The organism is Microcystis wesenbergii NRERC-220 (assembly GCF_032027425.1).
In the GTDB taxonomy this organism is placed as follows: Bacteria; Cyanobacteriota; Cyanobacteriia; order Cyanobacteriales; family Microcystaceae; genus Microcystis; species Microcystis wesenbergii_A.
In genome coordinates this window covers 2,255,080-2,276,466 of the sequence record NZ_JAVSJA010000001.1, presented here as the reverse complement: position 1 = coordinate 2,276,466, position 21,387 = coordinate 2,255,080, and the positions used below count along the sequence as shown (strand labels likewise).

At 44.2% G+C, this 21,387-nt stretch carries 26 protein-coding genes; 9 read left to right on the top strand and 17 right to left on the bottom strand.

What is annotated here, in order from left to right:
* Positions 1-78: 78 nt before the first annotated feature.
* Positions 79-825 carry a circadian clock KaiB family protein gene (locus tag RAM70_RS11195; RefSeq protein WP_045358369.1) on the top strand — a complete coding sequence of 249 codons (747 nt, stop codon included), beginning with the start codon at positions 79-81 and terminating at the stop codon, positions 823-825.
* On the opposite strand, the gene RAM70_RS11190 is transcribed toward RAM70_RS11195, so the two are convergent.
* A complete protein-coding gene (locus RAM70_RS11190) occupies positions 822-1,034 on the bottom strand; it encodes a hypothetical protein (protein WP_002751038.1) in 213 nt (70 codons plus the stop codon). The two genes, RAM70_RS11195 and RAM70_RS11190, sit on opposite strands and share 4 nt — an antisense overlap.
* Before the next feature lie 71 nt (positions 1,035-1,105).
* Here RAM70_RS11190 and RAM70_RS11185 point away from each other — a divergent pair, with 71 nt between their 5' ends.
* The gene (locus RAM70_RS11185; RefSeq protein ID WP_190380560.1) at positions 1,106-2,767 is read left to right on the top strand and encodes a M14 family metallopeptidase; all 1,662 of its coding nucleotides are present in this window, start codon (positions 1,106-1,108) and stop codon (positions 2,765-2,767) included.
* Here RAM70_RS11185 and RAM70_RS11180 read toward each other — a convergent pair.
* From RAM70_RS11180 to RAM70_RS11170, 3 genes are all read right to left on the bottom strand, one after another.
* Complete coding sequence (locus RAM70_RS11180) at positions 2,762-3,229, bottom strand: retroviral-like aspartic protease family protein (protein ID WP_190380559.1); 468 nt, start codon at positions 3,227-3,229, stop codon at positions 2,762-2,764. The genes RAM70_RS11185 and RAM70_RS11180 overlap by 6 nt on opposite strands.
* A gap of 65 nt (positions 3,230-3,294) precedes the next feature.
* Positions 3,295-4,287, bottom strand: a complete 993-nt coding sequence (locus RAM70_RS11175) for a pentapeptide repeat-containing protein (protein ID WP_045358372.1) — start codon at positions 4,285-4,287, stop codon at positions 3,295-3,297.
* A gap of 32 nt (positions 4,288-4,319) precedes the next feature.
* The gene (locus RAM70_RS11170) at positions 4,320-5,423 is read right to left on the bottom strand and encodes a hypothetical protein (RefSeq protein ID WP_045358373.1); all 1,104 of its coding nucleotides are present in this window, start codon (positions 5,421-5,423) and stop codon (positions 4,320-4,322) included.
* A 591-nt stretch (positions 5,424-6,014) separates the two neighbouring features.
* Here RAM70_RS11170 and RAM70_RS11165 point away from each other — a divergent pair.
* Complete coding sequence (locus RAM70_RS11165) at positions 6,015-6,812, top strand: glutathione S-transferase (protein WP_045358374.1); 798 nt, start codon at positions 6,015-6,017, stop codon at positions 6,810-6,812.
* A 188-nt stretch (positions 6,813-7,000) separates the two neighbouring features.
* Here RAM70_RS11165 and nblR read toward each other — a convergent pair whose 3' ends face one another.
* Positions 7,001-7,690, bottom strand: coding sequence for a response regulator transcription factor NblR (gene nblR / locus RAM70_RS11160; protein WP_312673774.1), 690 nt, complete (start codon positions 7,688-7,690; stop codon positions 7,001-7,003).
* 41 nt (positions 7,691-7,731) lie between these two features.
* Positions 7,732-8,241: a hypothetical protein gene (locus RAM70_RS11155; RefSeq protein ID WP_045358384.1), complete on the bottom strand. Its 510-nt coding sequence runs from the start codon at positions 8,239-8,241 to the stop codon at positions 7,732-7,734.
* A gap of 198 nt (positions 8,242-8,439) precedes the next feature.
* On the opposite strand from RAM70_RS11155, the gene RAM70_RS11150 reads away from it, so the two are divergent.
* Positions 8,440-9,813: an HD domain-containing phosphohydrolase gene (locus RAM70_RS11150; protein ID WP_312673772.1), complete on the top strand. Its 1,374-nt coding sequence runs from the start codon at positions 8,440-8,442 to the stop codon at positions 9,811-9,813.
* A 2-nt stretch (positions 9,814-9,815) separates the two neighbouring features.
* Here RAM70_RS11150 and hpnH read toward each other — a convergent pair whose 3' ends face one another.
* Positions 9,816-10,832 (bottom strand): adenosyl-hopene transferase HpnH, encoded by a 1,017-nt coding sequence (gene hpnH / locus RAM70_RS11145; protein WP_190381690.1) that lies wholly within the window; start codon positions 10,830-10,832, stop codon positions 9,816-9,818.
* Between the two features lie 202 nt (positions 10,833-11,034).
* Here hpnH and RAM70_RS11140 point away from each other — a divergent pair, with 202 nt between their 5' ends.
* Positions 11,035-11,634 carry a DUF1517 domain-containing protein gene (locus RAM70_RS11140; RefSeq protein ID WP_190381691.1) on the top strand — a complete coding sequence of 200 codons (600 nt, stop codon included), beginning with the start codon at positions 11,035-11,037 and terminating at the stop codon, positions 11,632-11,634.
* Positions 11,591-12,523, top strand: a complete 933-nt coding sequence (locus RAM70_RS11135; RefSeq protein WP_312673766.1) for a hypothetical protein — start codon at positions 11,591-11,593, stop codon at positions 12,521-12,523. The genes RAM70_RS11140 and RAM70_RS11135 overlap by 44 nt, the downstream gene beginning before the upstream one ends.
* A gap of 70 nt (positions 12,524-12,593) precedes the next feature.
* Here the strand turns inward: RAM70_RS11135 and RAM70_RS11130 are convergent, their stop codons facing one another.
* From RAM70_RS11130 to RAM70_RS11120, 3 genes are all read right to left on the bottom strand, one after another.
* Complete coding sequence (locus RAM70_RS11130; RefSeq protein ID WP_312673764.1) at positions 12,594-13,106, bottom strand: phycobiliprotein lyase; 513 nt, start codon at positions 13,104-13,106, stop codon at positions 12,594-12,596.
* 61 nt (positions 13,107-13,167) lie between these two features.
* Positions 13,168-13,836 carry a HEAT repeat domain-containing protein gene (locus RAM70_RS11125; protein WP_312673762.1) on the bottom strand — a complete coding sequence of 223 codons (669 nt, stop codon included), beginning with the start codon at positions 13,834-13,836 and terminating at the stop codon, positions 13,168-13,170.
* Positions 13,837-14,089: 253 nt separating this feature from the next.
* Positions 14,090-14,893 (bottom strand): creatininase family protein, encoded by an 804-nt coding sequence (locus RAM70_RS11120; protein WP_045358395.1) that lies wholly within the window; start codon positions 14,891-14,893, stop codon positions 14,090-14,092.
* A gap of 295 nt (positions 14,894-15,188) precedes the next feature.
* Between RAM70_RS11120 and RAM70_RS11115 the strand changes: the two genes are divergently transcribed.
* A complete protein-coding gene (locus RAM70_RS11115; protein ID WP_072024798.1) occupies positions 15,189-15,371 on the top strand; it encodes a hypothetical protein in 183 nt (60 codons plus the stop codon).
* Here RAM70_RS11115 and RAM70_RS11110 read toward each other — a convergent pair.
* The 6 genes from RAM70_RS11110 to RAM70_RS11085 all read right to left on the bottom strand — a co-directional run bounded on the left by RAM70_RS11110 (position 15,297) and on the right by RAM70_RS11085 (position 19,260).
* On the bottom strand, positions 15,297-15,566 hold the full coding sequence (locus RAM70_RS11110) for a type II toxin-antitoxin system RelE family toxin (protein ID WP_045358397.1): 270 nt from the start codon (positions 15,564-15,566) through the stop codon (positions 15,297-15,299). The genes RAM70_RS11115 and RAM70_RS11110 overlap by 75 nt on opposite strands.
* A complete protein-coding gene (locus RAM70_RS11105) occupies positions 15,563-15,781 on the bottom strand; it encodes a hypothetical protein (protein ID WP_045358398.1) in 219 nt (72 codons plus the stop codon). The genes RAM70_RS11110 and RAM70_RS11105 overlap by 4 nt, the downstream gene beginning before the upstream one ends.
* A gap of 93 nt (positions 15,782-15,874) precedes the next feature.
* On the bottom strand, positions 15,875-16,243 hold the full coding sequence (locus RAM70_RS11100) for an aspartyl protease (protein WP_045358399.1): 369 nt from the start codon (positions 16,241-16,243) through the stop codon (positions 15,875-15,877).
* Entirely contained in the window at positions 16,240-16,515 is a 276-nt protein-coding gene (locus RAM70_RS11095) for a hypothetical protein (protein WP_045358400.1), read from the bottom strand. Before RAM70_RS11095 ends, RAM70_RS11100 begins: the two co-directional genes overlap by 4 nt.
* A 222-nt stretch (positions 16,516-16,737) precedes the next feature.
* Positions 16,738-17,463, bottom strand: a complete 726-nt coding sequence (locus RAM70_RS11090; RefSeq protein WP_271950526.1) for a GIY-YIG nuclease family protein — start codon at positions 17,461-17,463, stop codon at positions 16,738-16,740.
* 372 nt (positions 17,464-17,835) lie between these two features.
* Positions 17,836-19,260, bottom strand: coding sequence for a protein adenylyltransferase SelO (locus tag RAM70_RS11085; protein WP_502572681.1), 1,425 nt, complete (start codon positions 19,258-19,260; stop codon positions 17,836-17,838).
* An 82-nt stretch (positions 19,261-19,342) separates the two neighbouring features.
* Between RAM70_RS11085 and RAM70_RS11080 the strand changes: the two genes are divergently transcribed.
* Positions 19,343-19,600 carry a CRR7 family NDH-1 assembly protein gene (locus RAM70_RS11080; protein ID WP_045358403.1) on the top strand — a complete coding sequence of 86 codons (258 nt, stop codon included), beginning with the start codon at positions 19,343-19,345 and terminating at the stop codon, positions 19,598-19,600.
* A gap of 42 nt (positions 19,601-19,642) precedes the next feature.
* Positions 19,643-20,053, top strand: a complete 411-nt coding sequence (locus RAM70_RS11075) for a salt stress protein, Slr1339 family (protein ID WP_045358404.1) — start codon at positions 19,643-19,645, stop codon at positions 20,051-20,053.
* A 6-nt stretch (positions 20,054-20,059) separates the two neighbouring features.
* Here the strand turns inward: RAM70_RS11075 and RAM70_RS11070 are convergent, their stop codons facing one another.
* Entirely contained in the window at positions 20,060-21,289 is a 1,230-nt protein-coding gene (locus RAM70_RS11070; RefSeq protein ID WP_312673747.1) for a hypothetical protein, read from the bottom strand.
* Positions 21,290-21,387 lie beyond the last annotated feature (98 nt).

The window sequence follows — 21,387 nt, the reverse complement described above, 5'->3', positions numbered from 1 at the left end:
GGAAATTCTTGAGGGGTCAAGAGTTTAGTAGGCTAGAAAAATAGAAGCCCCTATTGATTCTCTACGGGAACCCCTCAAGTGACGACTTCTGCGATTGTGTTGCCCGATATTTTTAAAGGCATCGCCCTGTTTACCCCCGGGGGCGACCTGATTTACTGTATCGATCCTGATAAACAAACTCATTGGCATCTGAATCTCTGCGCTGCTCTCCAGTCCGCTTTAGGGTTGCCAGAACCACCCCATTTTTTAGTTCCTAGTTTTACTGCTACCATCGATCGCTGGCGAGATCCCTACAGTCACCGTATTCATACTAGAGCCGAAGTCTATCCCCTTGTCCGTCGCTATCAGCCTTTATTAAATGCTATTTTCGCCACGGACGAGCGAGCTTGGTTTACTGTACCTTGGCAGGAACAATCCTCTAATCCCACTATCTTAGAAACCTATCGTCAGCAGTTTCCCCAACTTTGGCAATCCCACGATCTGATTCTCCGTTATCAGGAGCGCCCCGCAACGACTTCGGGGATTAGTGCTGACTCTGACTACACTAACCCTAGTCCCAAGGGTTATGTTTTGCGGTTATTTGTCTCCGGTAATAATGCCAATACTAAGCACACCCTAGAATCGATCCATCAGCTTCTAGAACGAGAATTACACCATCCCTATACCCTGAAAGTGATCGATATCTCTAAGCATCCAGAACAAGCAGAATCTAATCATGTCTCTGCTATTCCCACTTTAGTCCGGGTTTGGCCGCAACCGGTGAAACGCATCGTCGGAGAATTTGAGGATTTACCGCGAGTATTACAGATTATCGCCACCGCTTAGGGTTTAAAGACTTCTGACTCGATTCCTCGCCACCATTCGCCCAATTTCATTAAGTCTTGCTGAATATCATCCAATTCTTGGATATATTCCTGTTGGGAAAGACTGGCACGACGTTCTTGCAGTTTTTTGAGACGCAATTGCACCAACAGCCAAGGCTTAGAAATACCGTTAGTTTCTTCAATATAGCGAGCGATATCTTGACTATCCATAGTTTTTTACTGTTATTACTCCCTATTTTGTCATATTAACCCGAGATTCCTTTTTTTAGTTGCAGAAGATTATGTTTGATTTTAGCCACTATTACCCCTACCAAGAATTAGTTTCTTTCCTGAAAAACCTAGCCTCATCCTATCCTAATTTAATTAGCCTCACCTCGCTCGGTAAAAGCTATGAAAATCGAGATATCTGGTTAACTACCCTAACAAATCAAGCCACAGGCCCCTATTTAGAAAAACCTGCCTATTGGATCGATGCTAACACCCATGCGGGGGAAGTAACAGGCTCTGCCGTCGCTCTCTATACTATCTCTCATCTTTTGAGTCAATACGGTCATAATCCCCAAATTACCAGACTTCTTGACCATTACACTGTCTATATTTTGCCGCGATTAGCCGTGGATGGAGCGGAAAAATATCTCACTACTCCCTATATGTTACGATCGAGTATTCGCCCCTATCCCCACACGGATGAGAAACCGGGGCTATATCCTGAAGATATTAACGGCGATGGTTTAATCTTACAAATGCGCCAAAAAGATACCTGTGGCGCTTGGAAAATTTCCGAACAAGATCCTCGCATTATGGTGCGTCGCGAACCGGAGGAATTTGAGGGAACTTTTTACACTTTGCTCACCGAAGGTTTAATCCGCGATTACGATGGCTATAATTTTACCACTGCCCCCACCCTAGAGGGCCTAGATTTTAACCGCAATTATCCCGTTTATTGGGTTCCTGAAGGGGAACAAAAGGGGGCCGGAGATTTTCCCTTTTCGGAGCCAGAAACCCGTGCAGAAGCCGAATTTTGGGCAAATAACACCAATATTAATGGCTTCGTTACCTATCATACCTATTCAGCAGTAATGTTGCGTCCCTATAGCACCCATCCCGATGAATATTTCCCCGTGGAAGACTTAGAAATGTATAAATATATTGCTGATAAGGGAAAAGCAATGACTGGTTATGAATGCGTTTCTGTCTATCACGATTTTCGTTATCATCCCAAAGAAGTGACTAACGGTGCCATGGATGATTACGGTTACGATCATTTTGGTTGGTATGGTTTTACGGTAGAGTTATGGGATGCACCCACCCAAGCAGGGGTGAAAAAAGATGATTATATTCAATGGTTTCGCTGGCATCCTTTTGAAGATGAATTGAAATTACAGCATTGGAATGATGAGAATTTAGCGGGAAAGGGTTTTATTAATTGGCAAAGTTTTGATCACCCCCAATTGGGAGAGGTGGAAATTGGCGGTTGGGACTTTAAAAATGTCTGGCAAAATGCCCCAGAAAAGTATTTACCAGATTTATGTGAAAAACAATGTCAGTTTACTATTGCCCATGCTTTAATGTCACCTCTTTTAGCTATCTCTCGTCTTGATCTTAAGTCGGAGGGAAATGGTATTTATCATCTGGTTTTACAGTTAGAAAATCAGGGATTTTTACCCACTTATACCAGTAAAAAGGCACTGGAAAGAAAGATTGTTCGTCCCATTCAAGTCAAGTTAAATTTAGCCGATGAGGTGAGTTTAATAGTGGGAAAATTAGAGCAGGAAATAGGTCACTTAGAAGGGCGATCAAATAAAGTATATAGTAGTCTTGCTCACGGTTTAGATTATCGCTGTACGGTGGAATGGGTGATTAAGGGAGTTTCTGGTCAAGAAATCGAGGTTATTGCTATAGCTGAAAGAGCAGGGACAGTCAGACAAAAAGTGATTTTATAGAGCTATTTTGTTCGATAAAATTGTTAAATAAGTCTCGTTAGATTCCGTGGGTAAAACTCGCAATTTTTGGCTAAGAAGATCTGGTTCTAATCCCAAAGCTTCTAAAGGAATTACTCCTAATAAATTGTTTTGACCTCCGGGTAATTCCCAACATTCAAAAGTCCCTTCCCGTCCCGCAATAATCAAGGTGGCATCGCGAAAAATTCTCGCTTTTCCTATGCCTTTAGCCGTAGCCACATCTACTTCTTTTAAAAGCTGTAAACCCAAGCGGGAGATTACTTCTGGCACTAGACAAAGAGTGGTTGCCCCCGTATCCACCAAGACATTTTCTAGGGTAAGAGAGCGAATTTGTTCCGGTGCGATGATACCAGCCTCCGCACGAATTTGATCCGCGCGATTGATAACTGTAATGGTGGTGTAGATTTTGGCCATATCTTCTGCAATAACTGCTGGCTCAACCATAATACTACCCTCAATCCTACCTCTAATTATACCGGAATAATTGCCAACAAAATTGTCTAGTAACTTTAATTATTAATCCGGCCATCGGGCATAATTGCACCGCGTAAGTTAACTTCTATCAGATTAGCACTCATTAACTCGGCACGAGTTAGATTAGCATTACTTAAATCGGCATTGGTGAGATTTGCTCTAGCAAAGAAAGCATCGACTAAATACGCTTCGCTGAGATTAACTTCTGAAAGATTAGCCCTTGTTAAGTCCGCATGATTCATTCTTGCCGCTTGAAAATTAGCTCGACTAAGATTAGCTCGATCGAATTTTATTTGAGTCATAATTGCACGATGGAAATTTGCCCCCATTGCTTCCGTATCGCTCATTTTTGACCGCACTAAATTGGCTCCTGCTAGATTTGCTCCCACTAAACTCGCCCCGATTAAATTAGCATCAGTAAGTAAAGCACCTTGCAGATTAGCATTAGTTAAATCCGCTTTTCTGAGGTCAACATTGCACAAATTAGCCTCCTTTAAATTGGCTCCTACTAGATTAGCTCGCAGCAGTTCAACCCCTTTCATATTAGCCCCTTGCAGGTCGGCGTGATAGAGATTAGCCGTTTGTAATTTAGTGTTATGATTTTTCTTTTCCTGACGCATATTTGTTCTCCGCAAACAAGCGCCACTGAGGTTAGCACCACTTAAATCAGCCCCCCGTAAATCCGCCCCGATTAAGTTAGCATCAAGTAAAATACCTAGGGTTATATCGGTATCACGAAGATCAGCCCCTTGTAGCAGCGCTCCGTGTAAATTGGCACTGCGTAAATCCGCCCCATTTAAGTCAGCTTGATTGAGACTAGCACCGCTTAAATTAGCTGCCACGAGATTAGCTTGAGCCAGATTAGCCCGGTTAAGATAGGTAAAGAGAAGATTGGCCCCGTGCAAATCCGCTCCATTTAAAACAATGCCAACTAAGTCAGCACCAACTAAATTAACTCCTGATAATCTTAAGCCACTAAATTGAGTTTCTCCTGCGGCATAACGTTCAATTAGTTCGTTGGGTTTCATAGGTATAATATCCAGAGAAATTTGATTAAAAATTAAAGAATTCTTTGTAAAGCTTGCACCAGAATACCAGCGGTTTGAACGTTAGCATCCGCATCCATTTGGGTTTGAGCAATATTGTACAGTTGCCTTTCGATATCCTTGAGAGATTTCCCACTTTGGATGAGTTTTTGTAGTAAATCTTCTAGGGTATAACGTCGCAGGGTTGACCAATCTTGATCGCTCTGATCCCAGGGATGAAATAGGAGTGAGAAAATCAATATTTTGACTCGTAAAGGATTAGCATACTGGAAAATTTCTAAACGAATTTCAAAGGGGTCGTAGGCAGGAATTTGTGGGGAATTACTGGGGTTATTATCTAAGGAAACTGGCTCGGAAGAATCACAATCATTATTTAGATGAACTGTTGGAGGTTTCAAGATTTGACTTTCTGACCCATTATCCTGTTTTTTGTCATCGTTATCAGTATCGTAGAGAGGCTCTAGCTGGGCAAGAATAATATCGGCTAGGGCTAGGTATAGATCTTTTTTGTTAATATTTTCGGCAACTTGGGTGAGAGTTTGTCGCAAGCTTAAGAAATTAGGATTGTTTTGCTGGAGTTCTAAAATCATATTGGTTAAGCCATAATTATTAATCACCGCTTGATCGTTTTCCCAACGATTTTTACAGGCGGCAAACATTAATTTTTTAATTCTCGCCGTCTCTCGATGATTTTCTAGTCCAATAATCACCTGTCTTAATAAATTATCTTCCTCTTTGTTGACAGGATTATTAACGGCAGCCAAGCTGGGGTTAACTTCTGCTTCTCCTGGTAATGATTCGGTGTCTTGGTCGGCAGCAATATCACTATATAATTTACTGATTTGCTTAATAATCACTGTGGCTACGCCCGCATAAACTTTAGGACGATTTAGGGTTTTAACTGATTGATAAACAGAAAAAGTTAATTGTTCTTTATTGGGTTTGAGTTGCACTAACTCGTTCACCAAGTCTTCCATAGCCACATTGTTTAAAATATTAGGATCATTTTCCCAATATTCCTTACAGATACAAAAGATTAATTTTTTGATCCGTAATTTTTCTTGGTGACTGTCGAGATAGCGAACTACGTCATTAAAAACGTCGATGGATAATTGCATAGTAACCTCTGATCCGAGAAAGTAGCCCGCCCTCGCACGCCTCTATTATAGCGGTATGCTATTAGTCTCTTGCGAGTCAGCTTGCAGGAGTACGGCGGCTTCAGGCTCAGTCTGGTACATCTTCTAAGTGGAACGGCTTAGCCAATAAGGAGTTGTCTGTGCCAGATGACTAGAGGAATCGCCGTATATAAGTGATTCCTAGCTTGTAGTGCCTGAACATATCCTAACCTAAAAGCGTGGCAATATTGAGTTAGCGTTGCTAAATCTAGTCTATCTTCCCTAAGAATAAGCTGCCCGCGCATTTAAATTGCTTGTTAAGACGAGGCACTCTTGCACTCTTGCAAAAGGCAACCCCCCCGACGTCGGGGGGCAAGGGGGGGTGGGCTAATCTAAAAATCAGCGGTTTAAATGCGTCTTAGCTTACCTAGTCTAACTCCTAAAATTAGCAAAAGATGATTTTTTCGTCTTTCTCGTTTTTAGTACAAATGTCTGAGTAAAATCGGAGTAAAGTCTTTAAGTTTAGGCGATCGATGCCCGATAGGGTTAGAGTAATCAGGGAGACACTGATTTATCGAGAGGCCATATCATCCCATGCTAGAACTCTACCAATTTGAATTATCTGCCTATTGTGAGAAAGTCCGTCTCATCCTCGACTATAAAGGACTTGCCTATAAAAAAAGGGACGTGGTGCCAGGGGTGGGACAATGGGAATTATTCCGTCTTTCTGGACAGCGACAGGTCCCCGTCCTCAAGGATGGTGATACTTATATTGCTGACTCGACGGAGATTGCTTTTTATCTCGATCGCAAGTATCCTGAAAAACCAATTATCCCCACAGATCCCCTCCAACGGGGTCAATGTTTATTAATCGAAGAATGGGCCGATGAATCCCTGGGATTAAAAGGAAGAACCGCTTTTCTCGGCGCTTTTGCCCAAAATCAAAACTTTCGTACCGCTTTTTTACCCCAGGAAACTCCCGATTTTATGCGCTTGTTGCTGGGTTCCTTGCCGGGGGAATTAATTGATATTTTGGGGACGGGTGTAGGTCTGGGAAAAGATGCTATCAATACCGCGAAAAAGGGGCTACAACAGGATTTAGAGGCTTTGAACCTCATTTTAACCAATCGTCCCTATTTAGTCGGGGATCAGCCCACTTTAGCCGATTTAGCCGTGGCGGGATTAAGTGTACTGCTTCAGTTTCCCCAGGGTTCCTATCTCAACTTACCTAGGGAATTGCAAGGCAAGGGGATTCCGGGGTTAGCCGATAATAGCGCCTACGAGGGCTTTTTTGCTTGGCGCGACCGTCTTTATAGTCAATACCGTCAAACTATCACCCCGGATAGTTCCACCCCTCCTATCGATTCCCCCAACTCTATCCAGATTGAATAGCAGCGCTTGACTAGGGTGGTGGGGTGTGGGGTGTGGGGTGTGGGGTGTGGGGTGTGGGGTGTGGGGTGTGGGGTGTAGGGTGTGGGGTGTGGGGTGTAGGGTGTGGGGTGTAGGGTGTGGGGTGTGGGGAGATTAAATAAAAGCAATCTACTGATCACTGATTACTGATCACTGATTACTGATTACTGTTAAGATTCGCGTAAAACGTAGCCGACACCGCGCACGGTATGAATGAGGCGTTTTTGACCACCAGCCTCCATCTTCAGGCGTAAATAGCGAATATATACCTCAATAACGTTTGATTCTCCTCGAAATTCATCTCCCCAGACATTTTCGAGAATTTGATCCCTTGATAATACTTCTTTGGGGTGAATCATCAGGTAGCGCAGCAGTTCAAATTCCTTCATCGTCAACTCAATATTTTTGTTTTTATAGGAGAGACGACGACTGGCTAAATCTAATACTAAGTCACCGAAGCACAATTGTTCGGGGATAATTTCCAGAGGTTGCAGGTAAAAACGGATTAATTTGAGAAAAGATGGCGAATTATAGGGTTTGAGAAAATAATCGTCAGCCCCCGCTTCCAAACAGGCGAGACGTTCTTCTAGGGTTTCTTGAGATACTAATAAAATAATATAAACGCGACTCCCTTGGGAACGTAGACGACGACAAAAAGTCACACCCGCTTCCCCCGCCAGGAAGCGATCGAGTATAATCATCGCTGGCTGCCAACTTTCCACTTCTGGGAAAGCGATATCAATGCTAGGCACGATTAGGAGGCGATAACCTGCTTCTTTCAAGTCCGCACTGGCTAGTTTAGCGATATTCTCCTCAATTCCCACCAAGAGAATCGAAGAACTCGGAACGGATGTACTCATGAGTTGGCAGCGGTAAAGAAATAGGAAAGATAGGGAGGCGACTAGCCAATTATACTTAATTGATTTTTGCCTAACCGATTTGATAAAAAAGTTAACGCTGTGGTGCGTTGGACAAAATTACCATTGACAGACCAACCAATAACTCGATCGGGGGACGACCAGAGGCTAAGATGGTCTACAGGGGGATCTGCATAAAAATTTTCTTGACCGCTACCCAATAAACAGGAACTCCAATGGGTAAAATAATCGTGACTAAGGCGATAAATGGGAAAATTACCGATTAATGGCACTCCCCACCCGTCCAGAGCGATTAAAGCTCGAATTTTCGCCCCTTGAGCTTGCCAATAATGAGCTAAAGCGATCGCATATACCACCCCCGCACTAAACCCAATCAAGGTTAGGTCTTCTCCCGGTGAAAAAGCTTCATTTAAGCAAGAAAAAGGAGAAATAATAATATAGGGACGTAATTTGACCGATTTGCTCCCCAGATGTCCTAAAAAATCCTCGGTCAATCTAGAATCATGAAAACCCGGACAAATCACTAAGGTCATAAAATTAAGTAAAAAGCTATGAGGAGACAGTAATCAGTTATCAGTAATCAGTTATCAGTAATCAGTAATCAGTTTTTTCTCCCTGCTCCCCTACTCCGTCTCCCCACACCCCACACCCCACACCCCACACCCCATCTCCCGCACCCTACACCCTACACCCCACACCCCACACCCCACTTCCCCTAATCTTGCCACCTTATGACCGTAGAATCCAGCTTACAACAGTTAAAAAGAGCTTCATCGGGACGATTACCCAGTAGTTACGGGGTCTATTTTAAGAATACCCTGGTGGCCCTCTGTCATGCTCTTGAAGATCATATCTTGCAAACTAGCAGCCCTGGTAGTACAAATAAACCACTGGTCTTAGTCACCTTTCAACAGGGTAAATGGTATTTACAGGAGGCCGAGCGCTATTTAGATATTGCTCGCTCTTCTCGTCATATTGCGATCGCTGCCGTAGCCGATAGTGGTTTTTCTGAGCATAAAACCGGCAGTTTAGAGAATGTTTCGCTAGTGAACTTAGATAATAGCGATAGTTTGGTTAATGAGTGGAATTTAATCATTCTTTCCCCCGATTACGCCTCCATGGTACTCTGTCATGAGTTATCCCCGGAAGAATACCGGTCCGATAGTCAACCCCAAATAGACACGGAGCGAAAATTCTACGGTTTATGGACATTCGATCGCGATTTAGTCGAAAAAGCCGCTAGGATCTTAATTGAGCGTCTCCATCCCTATAATCCCAGTCTAGCGGCCGATTTAAGCAGACAACAGCAGGAAATTAGTCAAAATATTAATCCCATTCCCACGGATTTAACGGGAGTAGTCTCTCGCATTGTCACCTATCTGCAAACCAGTCAACAGCAGTTAGTCACCGTCAGCAGACAAACGCGAGAATTAAGCGACTTAGAAGGACAAGCATCCCGTTTAAATAAAAATTTAGCCGCTAATAAACTGCAAGCTTTTCTAAGAATGGCTCAAAAGGTCGATGAAAGAGATATTGATAATCCCCTTGCTTCTCTACAGGTGGCCGCTTTAGCGGAAATGTTGGGACAATTGCTCGATTTACCCACCCTGAGATTACGACGCTTACGATTAGCCGGTTTATTATACCGCATCGGTCTAGCGGAGGCTCCGATCGAAGTTTTTAGACAGCGTGCCAGTCAGTTAGAGGGAGCAAATGCGTTATTTTGGCGGGATCGATCGGTGTTAGGCGCACAATTACTCGCCACTATGCCCGAATTAGCCCCAATTCAACAGATTATTTACCATGAGTTTGAATACTGGGATGGTAGCGGGGTTCCCAACGGCTTAAAAGGGGAAGAAATCAGCCTAGAGTCGCGAATTTTAGGATTATCAGCCTATTTTCAGGAATTAACTCAACCGCGAGGCGACCGACTAGCTCTAGATTTAGGAGAGGCCCTAGAGCGCTGTCAAAATTATAGCGGGATTCGTTTCGATCCCGCTTTGGTAGAAAAATTAAGTTCGGTAATTCGTCTGTGCGAAATGGGGTGGATGCAATTACCCGATCGCCCTAGTCAAGTCCCCGCCGTCTGGTTAGAATCAGTTTAGGATTAGACTCCGATTAAACTCTGCATGGCACGTCCCATATTAGCCGGTTTAAAAGCTGCCATGGCCGCGGTCGGTTCATAGCCGCAATGTACCATACAATCGGCACATTGCGGATTGCCACTGGCCCGACCGTAGTTATCCCAATTGGTTTCTTCTAAAAGTTCCCGAAAGCTTTTGTAATGACCTTCGTTGAGCAGATAACAGGGTTTTTGCCATCCTAAAAGACTATAGCTGGGACTACCCCAAGGGGTGCATTCATAGTCTTGTTCACCGATGAGAAAATCGAGAAAGAGAGGATTATGGTTAAAATTCCACTTTTTCTGGCCTGATTTCCAGGGTGAGAGAATTTCTCGGAATAAAGCTCTGGTTTGCTCCCGTTTCAAGAAACTATCTTGATCTGGGGCCCACTCATAACTGTAGCCGGGGGAAATCATCATGCCATCGATGCCCAAAGTAGCGAGAAAATCGAAAAATTCCTGCATTTCTCGCGGCTCTGTGCCTTCAAAAACCGTGGTATTAGTAGTAACCCGAAAACCTCTCACTTTCGCCGCTTTAATCCCTTGTACTGCCTTATCGAATACTCCCTCTCGATCCACACAGCGATCGTGATGTTCCTTGAGACCGTCCAGATGGACACTAAAGGTAAGATAGGGGGAAGGAGTAAATTTATCTAGGCTTTTCTCCAATAACAGGGCATTGGTGCAGAGATAGACGAATTTTTTTCTGTCCACTAACCCCTTGACAATTTCATCGATTTGTGGGTGTAAAAGCGGCTCGCCCCCGGGGATGGAAACCACGGGAACCCCACATTCTTCCACCGCTGCGAAACATTCTGCTGGGGTAAGATGATTGCGGAGGATTTCCGGGGGATGTTGAATCTTCCCACAGCCAGTACAGGCTAAATTACAGCGAAATAGGGGTTCTAGCATTAAAACTAAGGGAAAACGCTTTTTTCCTGCTAGACGCTGTTTCAAGATATAGGAAGCAACCACTAAAGCTTGTTGTAGTTGGACAGCCATTTGCTCACACCAAAAGGATTCTAAGTAATTATAGACTGTTAACAGGGCATCAAGGCATAGAAGCCTAGAAAATGGCAAAATAAATAAAAGCTGAGGGCTTTTCTGGCTGTTTACTTGATTATCACCTTGATCTAGCTGATGGCTCCAAGACTACTGACTCCTAACCTTAACGACAATTTTTGATTTTTACCGGAGGTCTATTATGGGTTCTTTAGGCGATCGCTTCAAGAAATTTGCGGGTAGAACTCGCTATGTGGTCTGTCGCTTATTTTTGCATCTCTACGGCCAAGAAGTCGCACCGCTGATTGGTATTCTTAATCGTGCCGGCCGGGAGGCGATCGATTCCGAAGGCGATTTAGAGGTCATGGGAGAGGGTTTAGTAGAAATTTGTCAAAATCTGCTGCAGATGAACCTCTATTGGTTTTCTGTGGCTAATGAGGGCGATGTTTTTGGGCATGAGGGGGAAGCGGGAGACTACGTTAACGAACTGTTTACCGATTCTGCGGGGAGATACCTAAGTGAATCGGTGTCTTCACAAGTGGGGGAAAAGGAACCCTTAACTTTACCCGTCACCGATAACTTAGTTGTTATGATCACAATAGCATTCGAGGGTGAGAGTGCTGCTTTAGAAACTAGCCTAGCCGATCGAGAGGCCCTGGAAGATGGTTTAAGATCAATAATTAACCTCCACTACCAAGGTCGGCTGCGTGCGATTCAGGTACATTTTTCTCCTGCTCAATTGGGAGATGAATTGACCAATGAGCAACTATTACTCAATTTCCCCGAATTGCTGCCTTTATAGTCTTAATTTTGCCCTTATGCTGCGCCAAGTAACGACAATCCTTTTAATTCTTACCCTTTGTTGCACAACGGTGGCCTGTGGTTCGTCGTCAAATCAAACTCAGTCACCGTCAGCTAATAACAGTAGTGTAAGACGAGAATCCAATCAGGTTAGTAGCGGTCGCTACGAGGTGCAACAAGCTACCTACGATGATGGAGATGGCACTTATACCCTAATGCTGTTAAACACCCCTGGGGGTACTTCTCCCCTCTTTCGCACCACTAACCTGCAAATGGCTAGATTAAGCGATGAAGCTATCGCTAAAGGGGAAAAAACCGCAGTAGAAATCAACGGTGATCAGGCTACCCTGTACATGACCGAAGATTTTAAAATTGAGTATGTCCATAATGTCACGGAAGTGCGGAACAATCCCCAAACCGGACAACAGGAAACCGTGGTGATTCGACAAGAATCGAGTTTTTGGAGTCCTTTTTTCGGTGCTGTTGCTGGTCAAGCTTTGGGTAGTTTGCTCTTTCGTCCTCAATATTACGTTCCTCCCCTCTATACTCCGGGGGGTGTGATGACCGGTTTTGGTGGTTACGGTTCCACCTATAATCAGGCAGTGGATCAATACCGGACTAAACATAATAGTCCACCTCCGGCAGTCAAAAACCGGCAAACTCTCCGTTCTACCGGCAATTTACGTCGTTATCCTAGCAATACTCCCTCTAGTCCCAATCGCAGCAGCACCACCACCACAAAACCCAGTGGTTCCGGTTATGGTTCCAGTACCCTGAAGAATTCGGGTAAATCTGATAATGTCAAACGTTCTCCTAGTTTCGGTTCCTCTGGTTCCCGTCGTACCCCTAGTCGCAGTGGTTTCGGCAGCAGCAGACGCGGCCGACGTTAGGAGGATTTGACTGGAGTGGTGGAAGATTAATTCTGTCTTCCCCACCTCAGAGATTGGGGATGGCAGCTACTTAAGAAGCAACCATTTTGCGAATTTCCGAATAGAAAACCGTTTGGCGATCGCCATTGGGCGACTGGATAATACTGGTACGCAATCTCAGATTAGGACTAGCAAACCAGATTCTTTCCTCGATACGATGGTGATTATGCTCGATGGTTAAAGTCAAAGCTTGATCGCTTCTGAGATGATATTCTCCCAGCGCTGCCGATTTACCGTCCGCTGTGATTAATTTTCCTTGCCAAGAATTCTCTGAAGGTAGCCAAACTAAATAGCTAGAACCGATTTTTTTCGGTTGTCCATAGTCCACGGAATTATCCCAAGTCGCTTTCCATCCCCCTAGACTGGCCTGGGACTGACAGTTATTTTCTAAACATAATTGCACCACATCGGCAGCATCGGCGGCCAGCAAATCGATGGTGATTTCTGCTTTATTATTGGCAACTTTTTGGGCAGCTAATTGATAACTGGTGCGCTGAGAAAACCATTTACCCGCACAGAGATTAATAAATTCTTGAATGTCCATGAATGGCTGTAGGCAAAGATCGATCGCTCTGGAAGACTAGATTATTTATTCTATCCTATCCCTAGACGTTGGCCAATTTTTGCAAGGATAAACGGGCTGCTTCGCGCACTTGCGGGTGTTCGTCTTTGACCAAAAATTTTAAGGCTGCGATCGTTTTTTCCGCCGGAAGCTGGCCTAAAGCTTCCGCTAATCGCTGCCGGATTAACCAGTCATCGGAGTTAACAAAAGTTAAAAGCTTCTCGACGGTTTCCACTGCTTTGATTTCCCCAAGAGCGGCAATAGCGGCCTGTTGAATAACCGCTTCGTTACTATCGAGAGCCGATAATAACACCTGTTTAGCCCGAATATCGCGTAAATTGCCCAAAGCGACGGCAGCACTGAAGCGGACTAACCATTGCGTATCTTCGTAAAAAGCTCGTTGTAGGGGTTCAAAAGCGCGAATATCTTCTAAATAACCTAAGGCCCCCGCAGCATCGGCGCGAATGCCATAATCGGCATCATTGGCTAACAAATCCACGAGGATAGGAAAGCATTCCTCGGTTTGTTTGACTCCCAAAGCAAAGACAGCCATCGATCGCACTGGCAGCATTTCATCATAAAGGACTTTTTTGATCAAGGGTACAGCCTCTTCTGGGGCCACTTCTCGCAGGGATGCCAAGGCCAGCAGACGATCTTTGGAGTTGCTGCTTTCTAACTGGAGGGCAATGGCTTCTATATCAGGCTTACTCATTTTTGTCAATCACTTGTAATATTTCTTTAATTCTAACGCAATTGTTTCTAAGTCAGCAGCCTTAGTGGACTGAAACAGCTAATTTCTGTGTGTTACAGTGTTTCTCATAAAGATGAAGTGTAACCTAATTTGGTATCGAAGACCGACTCCCGAAAACGAAAACTTCGTACCTGATCATTAAGATAACTGCTATCAACAGGTTCGGGATATTGCTTGAGAAAAATTAATTTTTGGTGTCGGAATGTTCAATTTGCTATAACTTCGGTTGACGGAATTGATAAACATCAGAGATCGCCTGTACCCAACCATTAGCAACGGATTCTAATAATCGATCGCCTTTTGCTTTACTTGCATTAGTAGCATCTCCCATCACTCCACTTTTAGTCAACTCCTTAGTTAACCAAGCAAAGGGTAATTTTCCTTCCATAGTTAACAAACTATTTTCTGGCAAACCTTGGGGATATTCTCGGACGGCCCGCTCAATTTTTACCTGTTCTGGCAGTAATGATAACATAATGCTAGTTTCCACATCTCCTGCATGAATACCGTATTCTAATTCATATTCCGAGAATAATTCAGCCGCATTGTGGGGAACTCGCCAAGTGAAAAAAGGAAATACTAAAAAATCGGGATATTGTTGATGAATATCCCTAGCGGCAATTTCCATAACTTGGGGTTGTCCGCCGTGGGAGTTCATTAATACTAACTTGCGAAAACCCGAACGATAGAGACTTTCAGCTATCTCTTGAATGAGGGTTAATAAGGTGGCTGCCGAGAGGGTAATAGTGCCGGGGAAAGACCAATGTTCGTTAGATTTTCCGTAGTAGAGACAGGGTAAAGCAAAGGCAGGAATATTATCATCTAACTTCTCGAAAGCTTTGCCTAAAACCCCTAAACTAATGGCAGCATCCACGGCAATAGGTAGATGGGGTCCGTGTTGTTCGATCGCACCGATGGGTTGAATAATTACCACATTTTCCTGATCTGGCATTGAATCTATATCGGTCCAAGTAAGATAGGGAAAATAACGATGAGGGGGAATAAAACCGTGCATCATAATTTTATTAGGGATTAGGGTTAGGGGAAAAATAACGGTTTATTTGGTAATTTTATCACTAATTCTTGGCAAGGTTGCCAATCATCTTTATCGGTCATGGCTTGCCAAACCGAATCCATCTAGCAAGAAAACCTGTTTCATTAATTATAATAGGCAATATCGTCGGGGAAAAACACCAGGGGTGACTTGTTTTTTTGCCCTTGTTACTGAGCATCTTTAAGCCTTTTCTTTAAGTATTATTGTTAATGTAGCTTATTAAGATCAGCGACCGCACTTAAACTCACAGCCTCAATCAATGTGCATGGTACGTTCCCAAAAATCGAGCGGTGGAGCAGTAGGAGTCAGATTAGGGAACGCACCCTACAGCGATGGCGTACTGCTACGCAGTGCCTTCGGCATCGCACTACAATTGCTCCAGCAGCATATCGTACTCTGCATGGGAACCAACCCAGAACCAAATCACCGTATCATCCTCTAATTGACCGACAGCACGATAATCCCTATTGATGCGTGCAGAATAGATGGGCAGCTGTGGATGGACTTTCTTGAATCGCAAGCTGGGATAGCTTGGGTCTTCTTTGAATTGCCGATACGCTTTACGGGTCTGCTCTTGAATCGGTTTTGGAAGATCTGCAAACATCTCCCGAAAACCAGCAGTGGTACAAGACTTCACAACGTTTCTGGGTCTAATTCTTGAGTCTTACCCGATCGATGTTCTGCCATTGCTTCGGCTGCTAGTTTAGCCAGCAAGTTTGGTGAGCGAGCAAAGGAGTCATGCCATCGCTGCTCTTCTTCGAGTTCTGCCAAAATTAGGGTTGCGATCGCGTCCTGTTGAGCGGTTGACAAGGTTTTTAATTGGGCGATCGCCTGCTCAAGTCGTTCAGTCATAGACAACATCTAACGTATCGGGCTTAATATATTCTAGCTTCCACGTTGCTGCAACAATGACGTACTGCTACTCAGTGCCTTCAGCATCGTACTCTACTTCAACGCTTCGATCGTAACTAAACCACCCTCAACTGCCTGAATTCGCAAATCGTATCCTCGTAATAGCTGCATCCCAATCAACGGAACCGTCTCTGATTCGTTGATGTAAATCTCACGATATTGCCCGTCCCAGATCACAAGCCCGATGTAAACTTCAAACGTGCAGAAAGTCCCATCGCCTAACGTCGCAAGATCTCGACCCTCCCAAATAAACCCTAACCTAGCAATTATGTCAGACGGCAAGGTGAGAAAACCCGAAAATCCTGTATCAATTACAGCATCTACTATCTGCGTTGTTTCATTGTTTCTGACTGCGATCGCTAACGTCGCCTCACACCGTTGATTTACACGACCTTGCATCATGGCTTTGTTCTCAGGCTCCTTGCGCCAAAGTGATCGACGGCTGAATGCCCAATGCGAACAAACCATGTCTGAGTATCAGGCACTCGTGCAGAAAGTTGCTTCGCTGCGGCTACCAAATCATCCGCTACTTCAAAAGCCCCTGTTTCAATGTCAATTGCCACAATTCTCCCCTGATTACCCTCCTCGACTTGGGGACGTACCTGAGATTGATAAATCTCATTACCACGTCGAGCAAATTCTTCTTTACTGTAGCGGGGTTGTCGAACTGTCATTGGCTTGACCCTGTGGCGACTTTTGCCCCTCTATTTTAACCAAACATGGGGAATCTTCCCTAACATTCCTCAACTGGTCCCACCAGAGCGGCATCGTACTTAAACTCACAGCTTCAATCCATGGGCATGGTGCGTTCCCCAAAATCGATCGGTGGAGCAGTAGGACTTGCATTAGGGAACGCACCCTACAAGATCGGCGATCGCACTGTGTGCGCCGATTTGTTAGCTCATTATCGGGATGTTGCCTTCAGGGTCGATCATGCGGATCAATTCAAGAACCTCGGTCGGATTTGTCGAAAACCATTCGTTCCCTGGAGCGGTTTTGATCGACCGTCCTCTTAAGCGTAGGATAGAATGCAGTGCCGCTTCCCAATGCGAAGGAAAGGGCGTCCACATCACCAATGCAATGTGGGGAACTTCTGGAAGGGCAGTGGTCGACTGACTAAGAATCCGTCGGAGGGGATCCCGGTCTGTGCGGCCAATCTTGCACGGCCACCGGTTTTCCTCCTTTGCGTCTGGATGACTTTGGTAGACTTTGAAATAGTAAAGATAGATTGCTGATTCTCCCGAACCGAACTCAAGTTCGGCTGAAGCCACAACACCTGCGGAGTCATTGGGTTCATCCTCGGCAGATAGTTCATGTTCCACTTCCGACTCGTCTGCGGATCGAATCTTCCACATTCCATATCCTGGATTCGTCGCGAGACCTTCTCTTTTCAGGTATTGAAGTGCCTTCTTAACCGAAGCTTCGAGGTTCGCGGCATTCGCTTCAACGCCACCACGTTTTGTATGAACCTCAGGGATTTTCGTGACTATATCGTTTCGACGAACGATCCTTCCTGCATACAATTCAAGAATCAGATCTCGAATCACCTCCGGCATAAGCGGGATTCCCGCATATTGGTATGCGGATTCGATCCGCTCAGCTTCTCCGTCGGATTCTGGCATTTTCTTTTTAGCTAACTACATATTATAGGTCAACTTTCTGCACAACACTCTCTAGAGTAACGATATAGGTTAACTTTCCCTATATCACACCCAAAAGCGTGTTAACCAAATGAGCTTACTGCAAACAGCCTCCTCTAAGGAGACTGATCAAAGAATCCTTCCAGAATTCTAGCAAAGATTCTTAGATATGACTGCACTTTGTCACAAAATTTTACTATTATTTTGACACTCTTAATGGTTAGAAGGGAAACATTGATCGCCAAGTCTGGTCAATTTTTGTTCAACGCATTTCAGGAAATGACCTAAATAAGTAGCTAGAGATAATTAATTACGCATATTTAACCACCTTTTGCACCACTACTTATTACTTAATTACTGTTTATTCTGTAATTTTATCACTAATTCGTGGAAAGGTTGCCAATCATCTTGATAAGTAATTGCCTCCCAAACCGATTCGATTAGCGGTCTAAGTAAAGCGGTTTTAGGATTATAATGCGTTAAGGTATCGCCAATTTGAGACAGGGAATCTGAGGGTAATTGATTTAAGACCAAACTATATAACTCTCGCCAACGTTGCCAATCAGCTTTTGGTAAATCCATATTTTCAAGAATTAGAGAACTATTTTCTCGCCAACCGTAATTAAATTGTTCACTTAATTGATAGAAAAAGTCGTGATAACCCAGGCCGGTTTCTTGGAGAACTTCCACGGTTTTGCTGACCAGTAAAGCGGATTCGGGAGTAAAAATATCCTCAAAACCTAACTTTTTGAGCATCATTTTTTGATAATAAAAATTGTAATGCTGGTCATAGTTAGCCAAAGCCATATCTAACTCTAACAAGGAGGCGACCATGGCCAGGGGAGATTGTAGTAACTCTAGATTTAAGCGACAGATAAAAGGCTGATTGCCATAACTATAACGGCCGCCGTAGTCGAAATAGGCCGCCGTAAATTGGGGGTTATAGGAAGGAATAAAAGCGTAGGGACCATAATCGAAACTTTCCCCGGTAATTGACATATTATCGGTATTGAGAACCCCATGACAAAAACCTGCGGCCATCCATTGGGCCGCTAATTTAGCGGTTCTTTCGCTCAAAGTGGCGTAAAATTTTAAATAGCGATCGCTATCCTGGGGATCGATTTCAGGATAATAATAAATAATCAGATGATCGAGGAGTCTTTTAATTAAATCGCTACGTTTAATATGAAATAAACGCTCAAAAGTCCCAAAACGAATATGAGAATTACTAACTCGAATCATCACCGAAGATCGCGTCGGGGAAGGTTCATCGCCACGCCAGAGGGATTCTCCCGTTTCCACCAAACTGAGACAACGAGAGGTATTCACCCCTAAACCGCGTAAAGCTTCCCCAGCTAAGACTTCTCTAACTCCACCCTTGAGAGTTAATCTACCGTCCGCATGACGGGAATAGGGGGTCCGTCCCGATCCTTTCGTACCAAAATCGTATAATTTGCCATCAATACCCCTAACTTGACCGTAGAGAAAACCGCGACCATCTCCCAAAAAAGGATTATACTCGCCAAATTGATAACCGTGGTAACGCAGGGCCAAAAAGGGGGTCAGGGATTGAAATTTACCAAAAGCCTCGATAAAATGCTCATCTAAGGTTAATTCTGGCTGAATTCCCACCAAAGGTAATAAAGCATCATTGCGAAAACGAAGGATATGACCGGGAAAATCCGCGGCCGCAACTTGATCGTAGTATTGGTCCCCCAAGTCCTGCATGGCGCTTTCGTAAGGGAGACTGAGAAAGGGATTGGTGAGATGGTCTGTCATAGTGGTGGTGTCGATCGAGCTTTGAGGCGATAAAGTGATAAAGATAGCCAAAAAATTTTCCTACTGAGACTATCAAACAGCGATGCCCGATTCTATTATGTATCAAGGGGACTATTTTCTTGTCCTTGAGGCCGATCAACCTGAACAATTCCAGACTCCCGACCAGTTGCGGGATAAGTTAAAAGATTTAATCACCGCAAAACCAGAGATTTGTCCCCGACAATTGGCGAAATTCTCTAGTTTTGAGGAAAAAGCTCTCTATCTGCGCGATAATTACTGCGAGTTAGACCTGGGTGAGGAGGGTTATTTACAATGGTATGTGGTCCGTTTGGAAAAATAAGGGAACCCGCTTTTTAACTTTTTACTTTCTAACTTGATCATTATGGGAGAAATAGAAGATTTACTGGCACAAATGAAGGCAGAATACCAGAAACGGGATCAGGAAAAACCGATGCCGTCCCCTTCTTCTCGCCAAGAAAAAGATCGTTCCCCGGCCGAATTTAAGGTTAATTATACCGGCGATTCTTCTACCGATGCGCTTTTAAAAGCTTTAGCCTTAGAAAACCAAGAAAGGCAACAACAGGAGGCAGCGGAAAAAGAAAAAGCGGCGGCATTAAAACAGCAGCGCAAGCGAGAAGCTTTAACTAAAAAAGCGAAGCAATGGTTAGATAAATTGGATGCTAAATCGGAGGAAGGACGCTGGTTTGAGGAGTTTTCATATAGCTACGATTCTCCTTTAGAAGCAGCGATCGCCTATCTAGAAGCTTTGGGAGAAGTGGACAGTTCTAACTGATAAGGTCTAATTTAAAGTTGTGGGTAAATTGGCCGCATCAAAAACTCGATTATGCCACCAAATATTATCACCGGCTAGAATATTTGTGCCGTAACGGGGAACGATACCATAAACAGTGCTGGGGTCATAACCCAAAGCTTCACTGATGAGATTGTAGAGACGTTGTAGATCAAAACCCCGGGGGTCACAATGGGGGTATTTTCCTTGATTAATCAGAAAACTATCCACGGCAAAATGGCTGACAATTTGCGGTAATTGTCCCGTTTGTAAGGCTGCGAGGAGATAATATTTCGCCGTTTGTTGGTATTGAAAATCGCTGTAACCGGGGAGGGGTTGCAAGCGTCCTTTGGTCAAACAGTGGGATCCCGGTGCTTGTACCAGTTCAATGTTAACGCTGGAGATAACCCGACGATTTCTTTCGGCAAAAATTGGTCGCAAGCGATCGCAATTAGGGTGAGATAGCTGCTGACAAATCGCTTCTGTTGCCCATAATGCGGTGCTTTTTGCCCCATCAAAGTAATTTGTGGGATATTCTTTGACTAAACGCCTAAAAACGGCTTCTGAAGGCGTATTTAACCAAATTCTCGCCCTTTTTTCTAACTCAGTGGCCGATCGCGTACTCAAAGGAACACCCGCTAAAGCAAGTGCAAAACCCTTGACGCGGATAGTTTCTGGGGTAAGTTGCCACAGTTGACGCACTAATTGATCTCTGGTGTCTGCGGGCAGCATTTCGGCCGCTTGTTCATAAAAAGTGGCAGTGGGACGGTGACGTTCAAAAAAAGGCCGGGCGATCGAGTCTAAAATATTTCTATCCCTGGAATTCGGTTTGCGGGGAATGTAAACATTGGGACCCAATTTCATCGGACCGCGAGCATATTTTTTCTGTTCTTCGATGTTACCCGCAGTCATACTCCAAGCTGTATCGTGGAGAATAAACAAGGGAGTGCGATCGAGGGTTAATTCGGTTTCTGGCGGGGCAATTTGCAAAAATTCGGCGATTTTCTGCTTTTCTAACTCATCTAGACTCTTACCGGCTAAATTCTCCCCCACAGTGGAGGGATTAAAAATATTTATGGTGGCAGTGGAGAGACTAGAGCTATTCAGTTTTAAAATCAGTAGGGACAAGACCAAGCTAATCACCAAAGAAGTCACTCCCCATCGCCATTGTTCCGGGGGAAAGATAGAATATCTAGGGAGAGAAAATTGTCTTGATTTTTGCCGTCTTTGTCGATTCATCGGACCCTTTTTACTCGCTTTCCACCCATTGTATTGACTTTCTCGAAAAAGGGAATTAATACTAAATCCGTTGAGTATATGCTACATATCAGGATAGG

What these genes read in the sequence shown, in the direction of transcription:
- RAM70_RS11140 (WP_190381691.1), top strand. Translation starts at nt 11,035, where the DNA reads ATGGGTTCTTTAGGCGATCGCTTCAAGAAATTTGCGGGTAGAACTCGC.
- RAM70_RS11105 (WP_045358398.1), bottom strand. Translation starts at nt 15,781, where the DNA reads ATGACTGAACGACTTGAGCAGGCGATCGCCCAATTAAAAACCTTGTCA.
- RAM70_RS11165 (WP_045358374.1), top strand. Translation starts at nt 6,015, where the DNA reads ATGCTAGAACTCTACCAATTTGAATTATCTGCCTATTGTGAGAAAGTC.
- RAM70_RS11075 (WP_045358404.1), top strand. Translation starts at nt 19,643, where the DNA reads ATGGGAGAAATAGAAGATTTACTGGCACAAATGAAGGCAGAATACCAG.
- RAM70_RS11085 (WP_502572681.1), bottom strand. Translation starts at nt 19,260, where the DNA reads ATGACAGACCATCTCACCAATCCCTTTCTCAGTCTCCCTTACGAAAGC.
- RAM70_RS11070 (WP_312673747.1), bottom strand. Translation starts at nt 21,289, where the DNA reads ATGAATCGACAAAGACGGCAAAAATCAAGACAATTTTCTCTCCCTAGA.
- RAM70_RS11170 (WP_045358373.1), bottom strand. Translation starts at nt 5,423, where the DNA reads ATGCAATTATCCATCGACGTTTTTAATGACGTAGTTCGCTATCTCGAC.
- RAM70_RS11100 (WP_045358399.1), bottom strand. Translation starts at nt 16,243, where the DNA reads ATGATGCAAGGTCGTGTAAATCAACGGTGTGAGGCGACGTTAGCGATC.
- RAM70_RS11135 (WP_312673766.1), top strand. Translation starts at nt 11,591, where the DNA reads ATGAGCAACTATTACTCAATTTCCCCGAATTGCTGCCTTTATAGTCTT.
- RAM70_RS11180 (WP_190380559.1), bottom strand. Translation starts at nt 3,229, where the DNA reads ATGGTTGAGCCAGCAGTTATTGCAGAAGATATGGCCAAAATCTACACC.
- RAM70_RS11185 (WP_190380560.1), top strand. Translation starts at nt 1,106, where the DNA reads ATGTTTGATTTTAGCCACTATTACCCCTACCAAGAATTAGTTTCTTTC.
- RAM70_RS11175 (WP_045358372.1), bottom strand. Translation starts at nt 4,287, where the DNA reads ATGAAACCCAACGAACTAATTGAACGTTATGCCGCAGGAGAAACTCAA.
- RAM70_RS11115 (WP_072024798.1), top strand. Translation starts at nt 15,189, where the DNA reads ATGTGCATGGTACGTTCCCAAAAATCGAGCGGTGGAGCAGTAGGAGTC.
- RAM70_RS11120 (WP_045358395.1), bottom strand. Translation starts at nt 14,893, where the DNA reads ATGATGCACGGTTTTATTCCCCCTCATCGTTATTTTCCCTATCTTACT.
- RAM70_RS11155 (WP_045358384.1), bottom strand. Translation starts at nt 8,241, where the DNA reads ATGACCTTAGTGATTTGTCCGGGTTTTCATGATTCTAGATTGACCGAG.
- RAM70_RS11080 (WP_045358403.1), top strand. Translation starts at nt 19,343, where the DNA reads ATGCCCGATTCTATTATGTATCAAGGGGACTATTTTCTTGTCCTTGAG.
- RAM70_RS11150 (WP_312673772.1), top strand. Translation starts at nt 8,440, where the DNA reads ATGACCGTAGAATCCAGCTTACAACAGTTAAAAAGAGCTTCATCGGGA.
- RAM70_RS11125 (WP_312673762.1), bottom strand. Translation starts at nt 13,836, where the DNA reads ATGAGTAAGCCTGATATAGAAGCCATTGCCCTCCAGTTAGAAAGCAGC.
- RAM70_RS11190 (WP_002751038.1), bottom strand. Translation starts at nt 1,034, where the DNA reads ATGGATAGTCAAGATATCGCTCGCTATATTGAAGAAACTAACGGTATT.
- RAM70_RS11095 (WP_045358400.1), bottom strand. Translation starts at nt 16,515, where the DNA reads ATGACAGTTCGACAACCCCGCTACAGTAAAGAAGAATTTGCTCGACGT.
- RAM70_RS11130 (WP_312673764.1), bottom strand. Translation starts at nt 13,106, where the DNA reads ATGGACATTCAAGAATTTATTAATCTCTGTGCGGGTAAATGGTTTTCT.
- hpnH (WP_190381690.1), bottom strand. Translation starts at nt 10,832, where the DNA reads ATGGCTGTCCAACTACAACAAGCTTTAGTGGTTGCTTCCTATATCTTG.
- nblR (WP_312673774.1), bottom strand. Translation starts at nt 7,690, where the DNA reads ATGAGTACATCCGTTCCGAGTTCTTCGATTCTCTTGGTGGGAATTGAG.
- RAM70_RS11090 (WP_271950526.1), bottom strand. Translation starts at nt 17,463, where the DNA reads ATGCCAGAATCCGACGGAGAAGCTGAGCGGATCGAATCCGCATACCAA.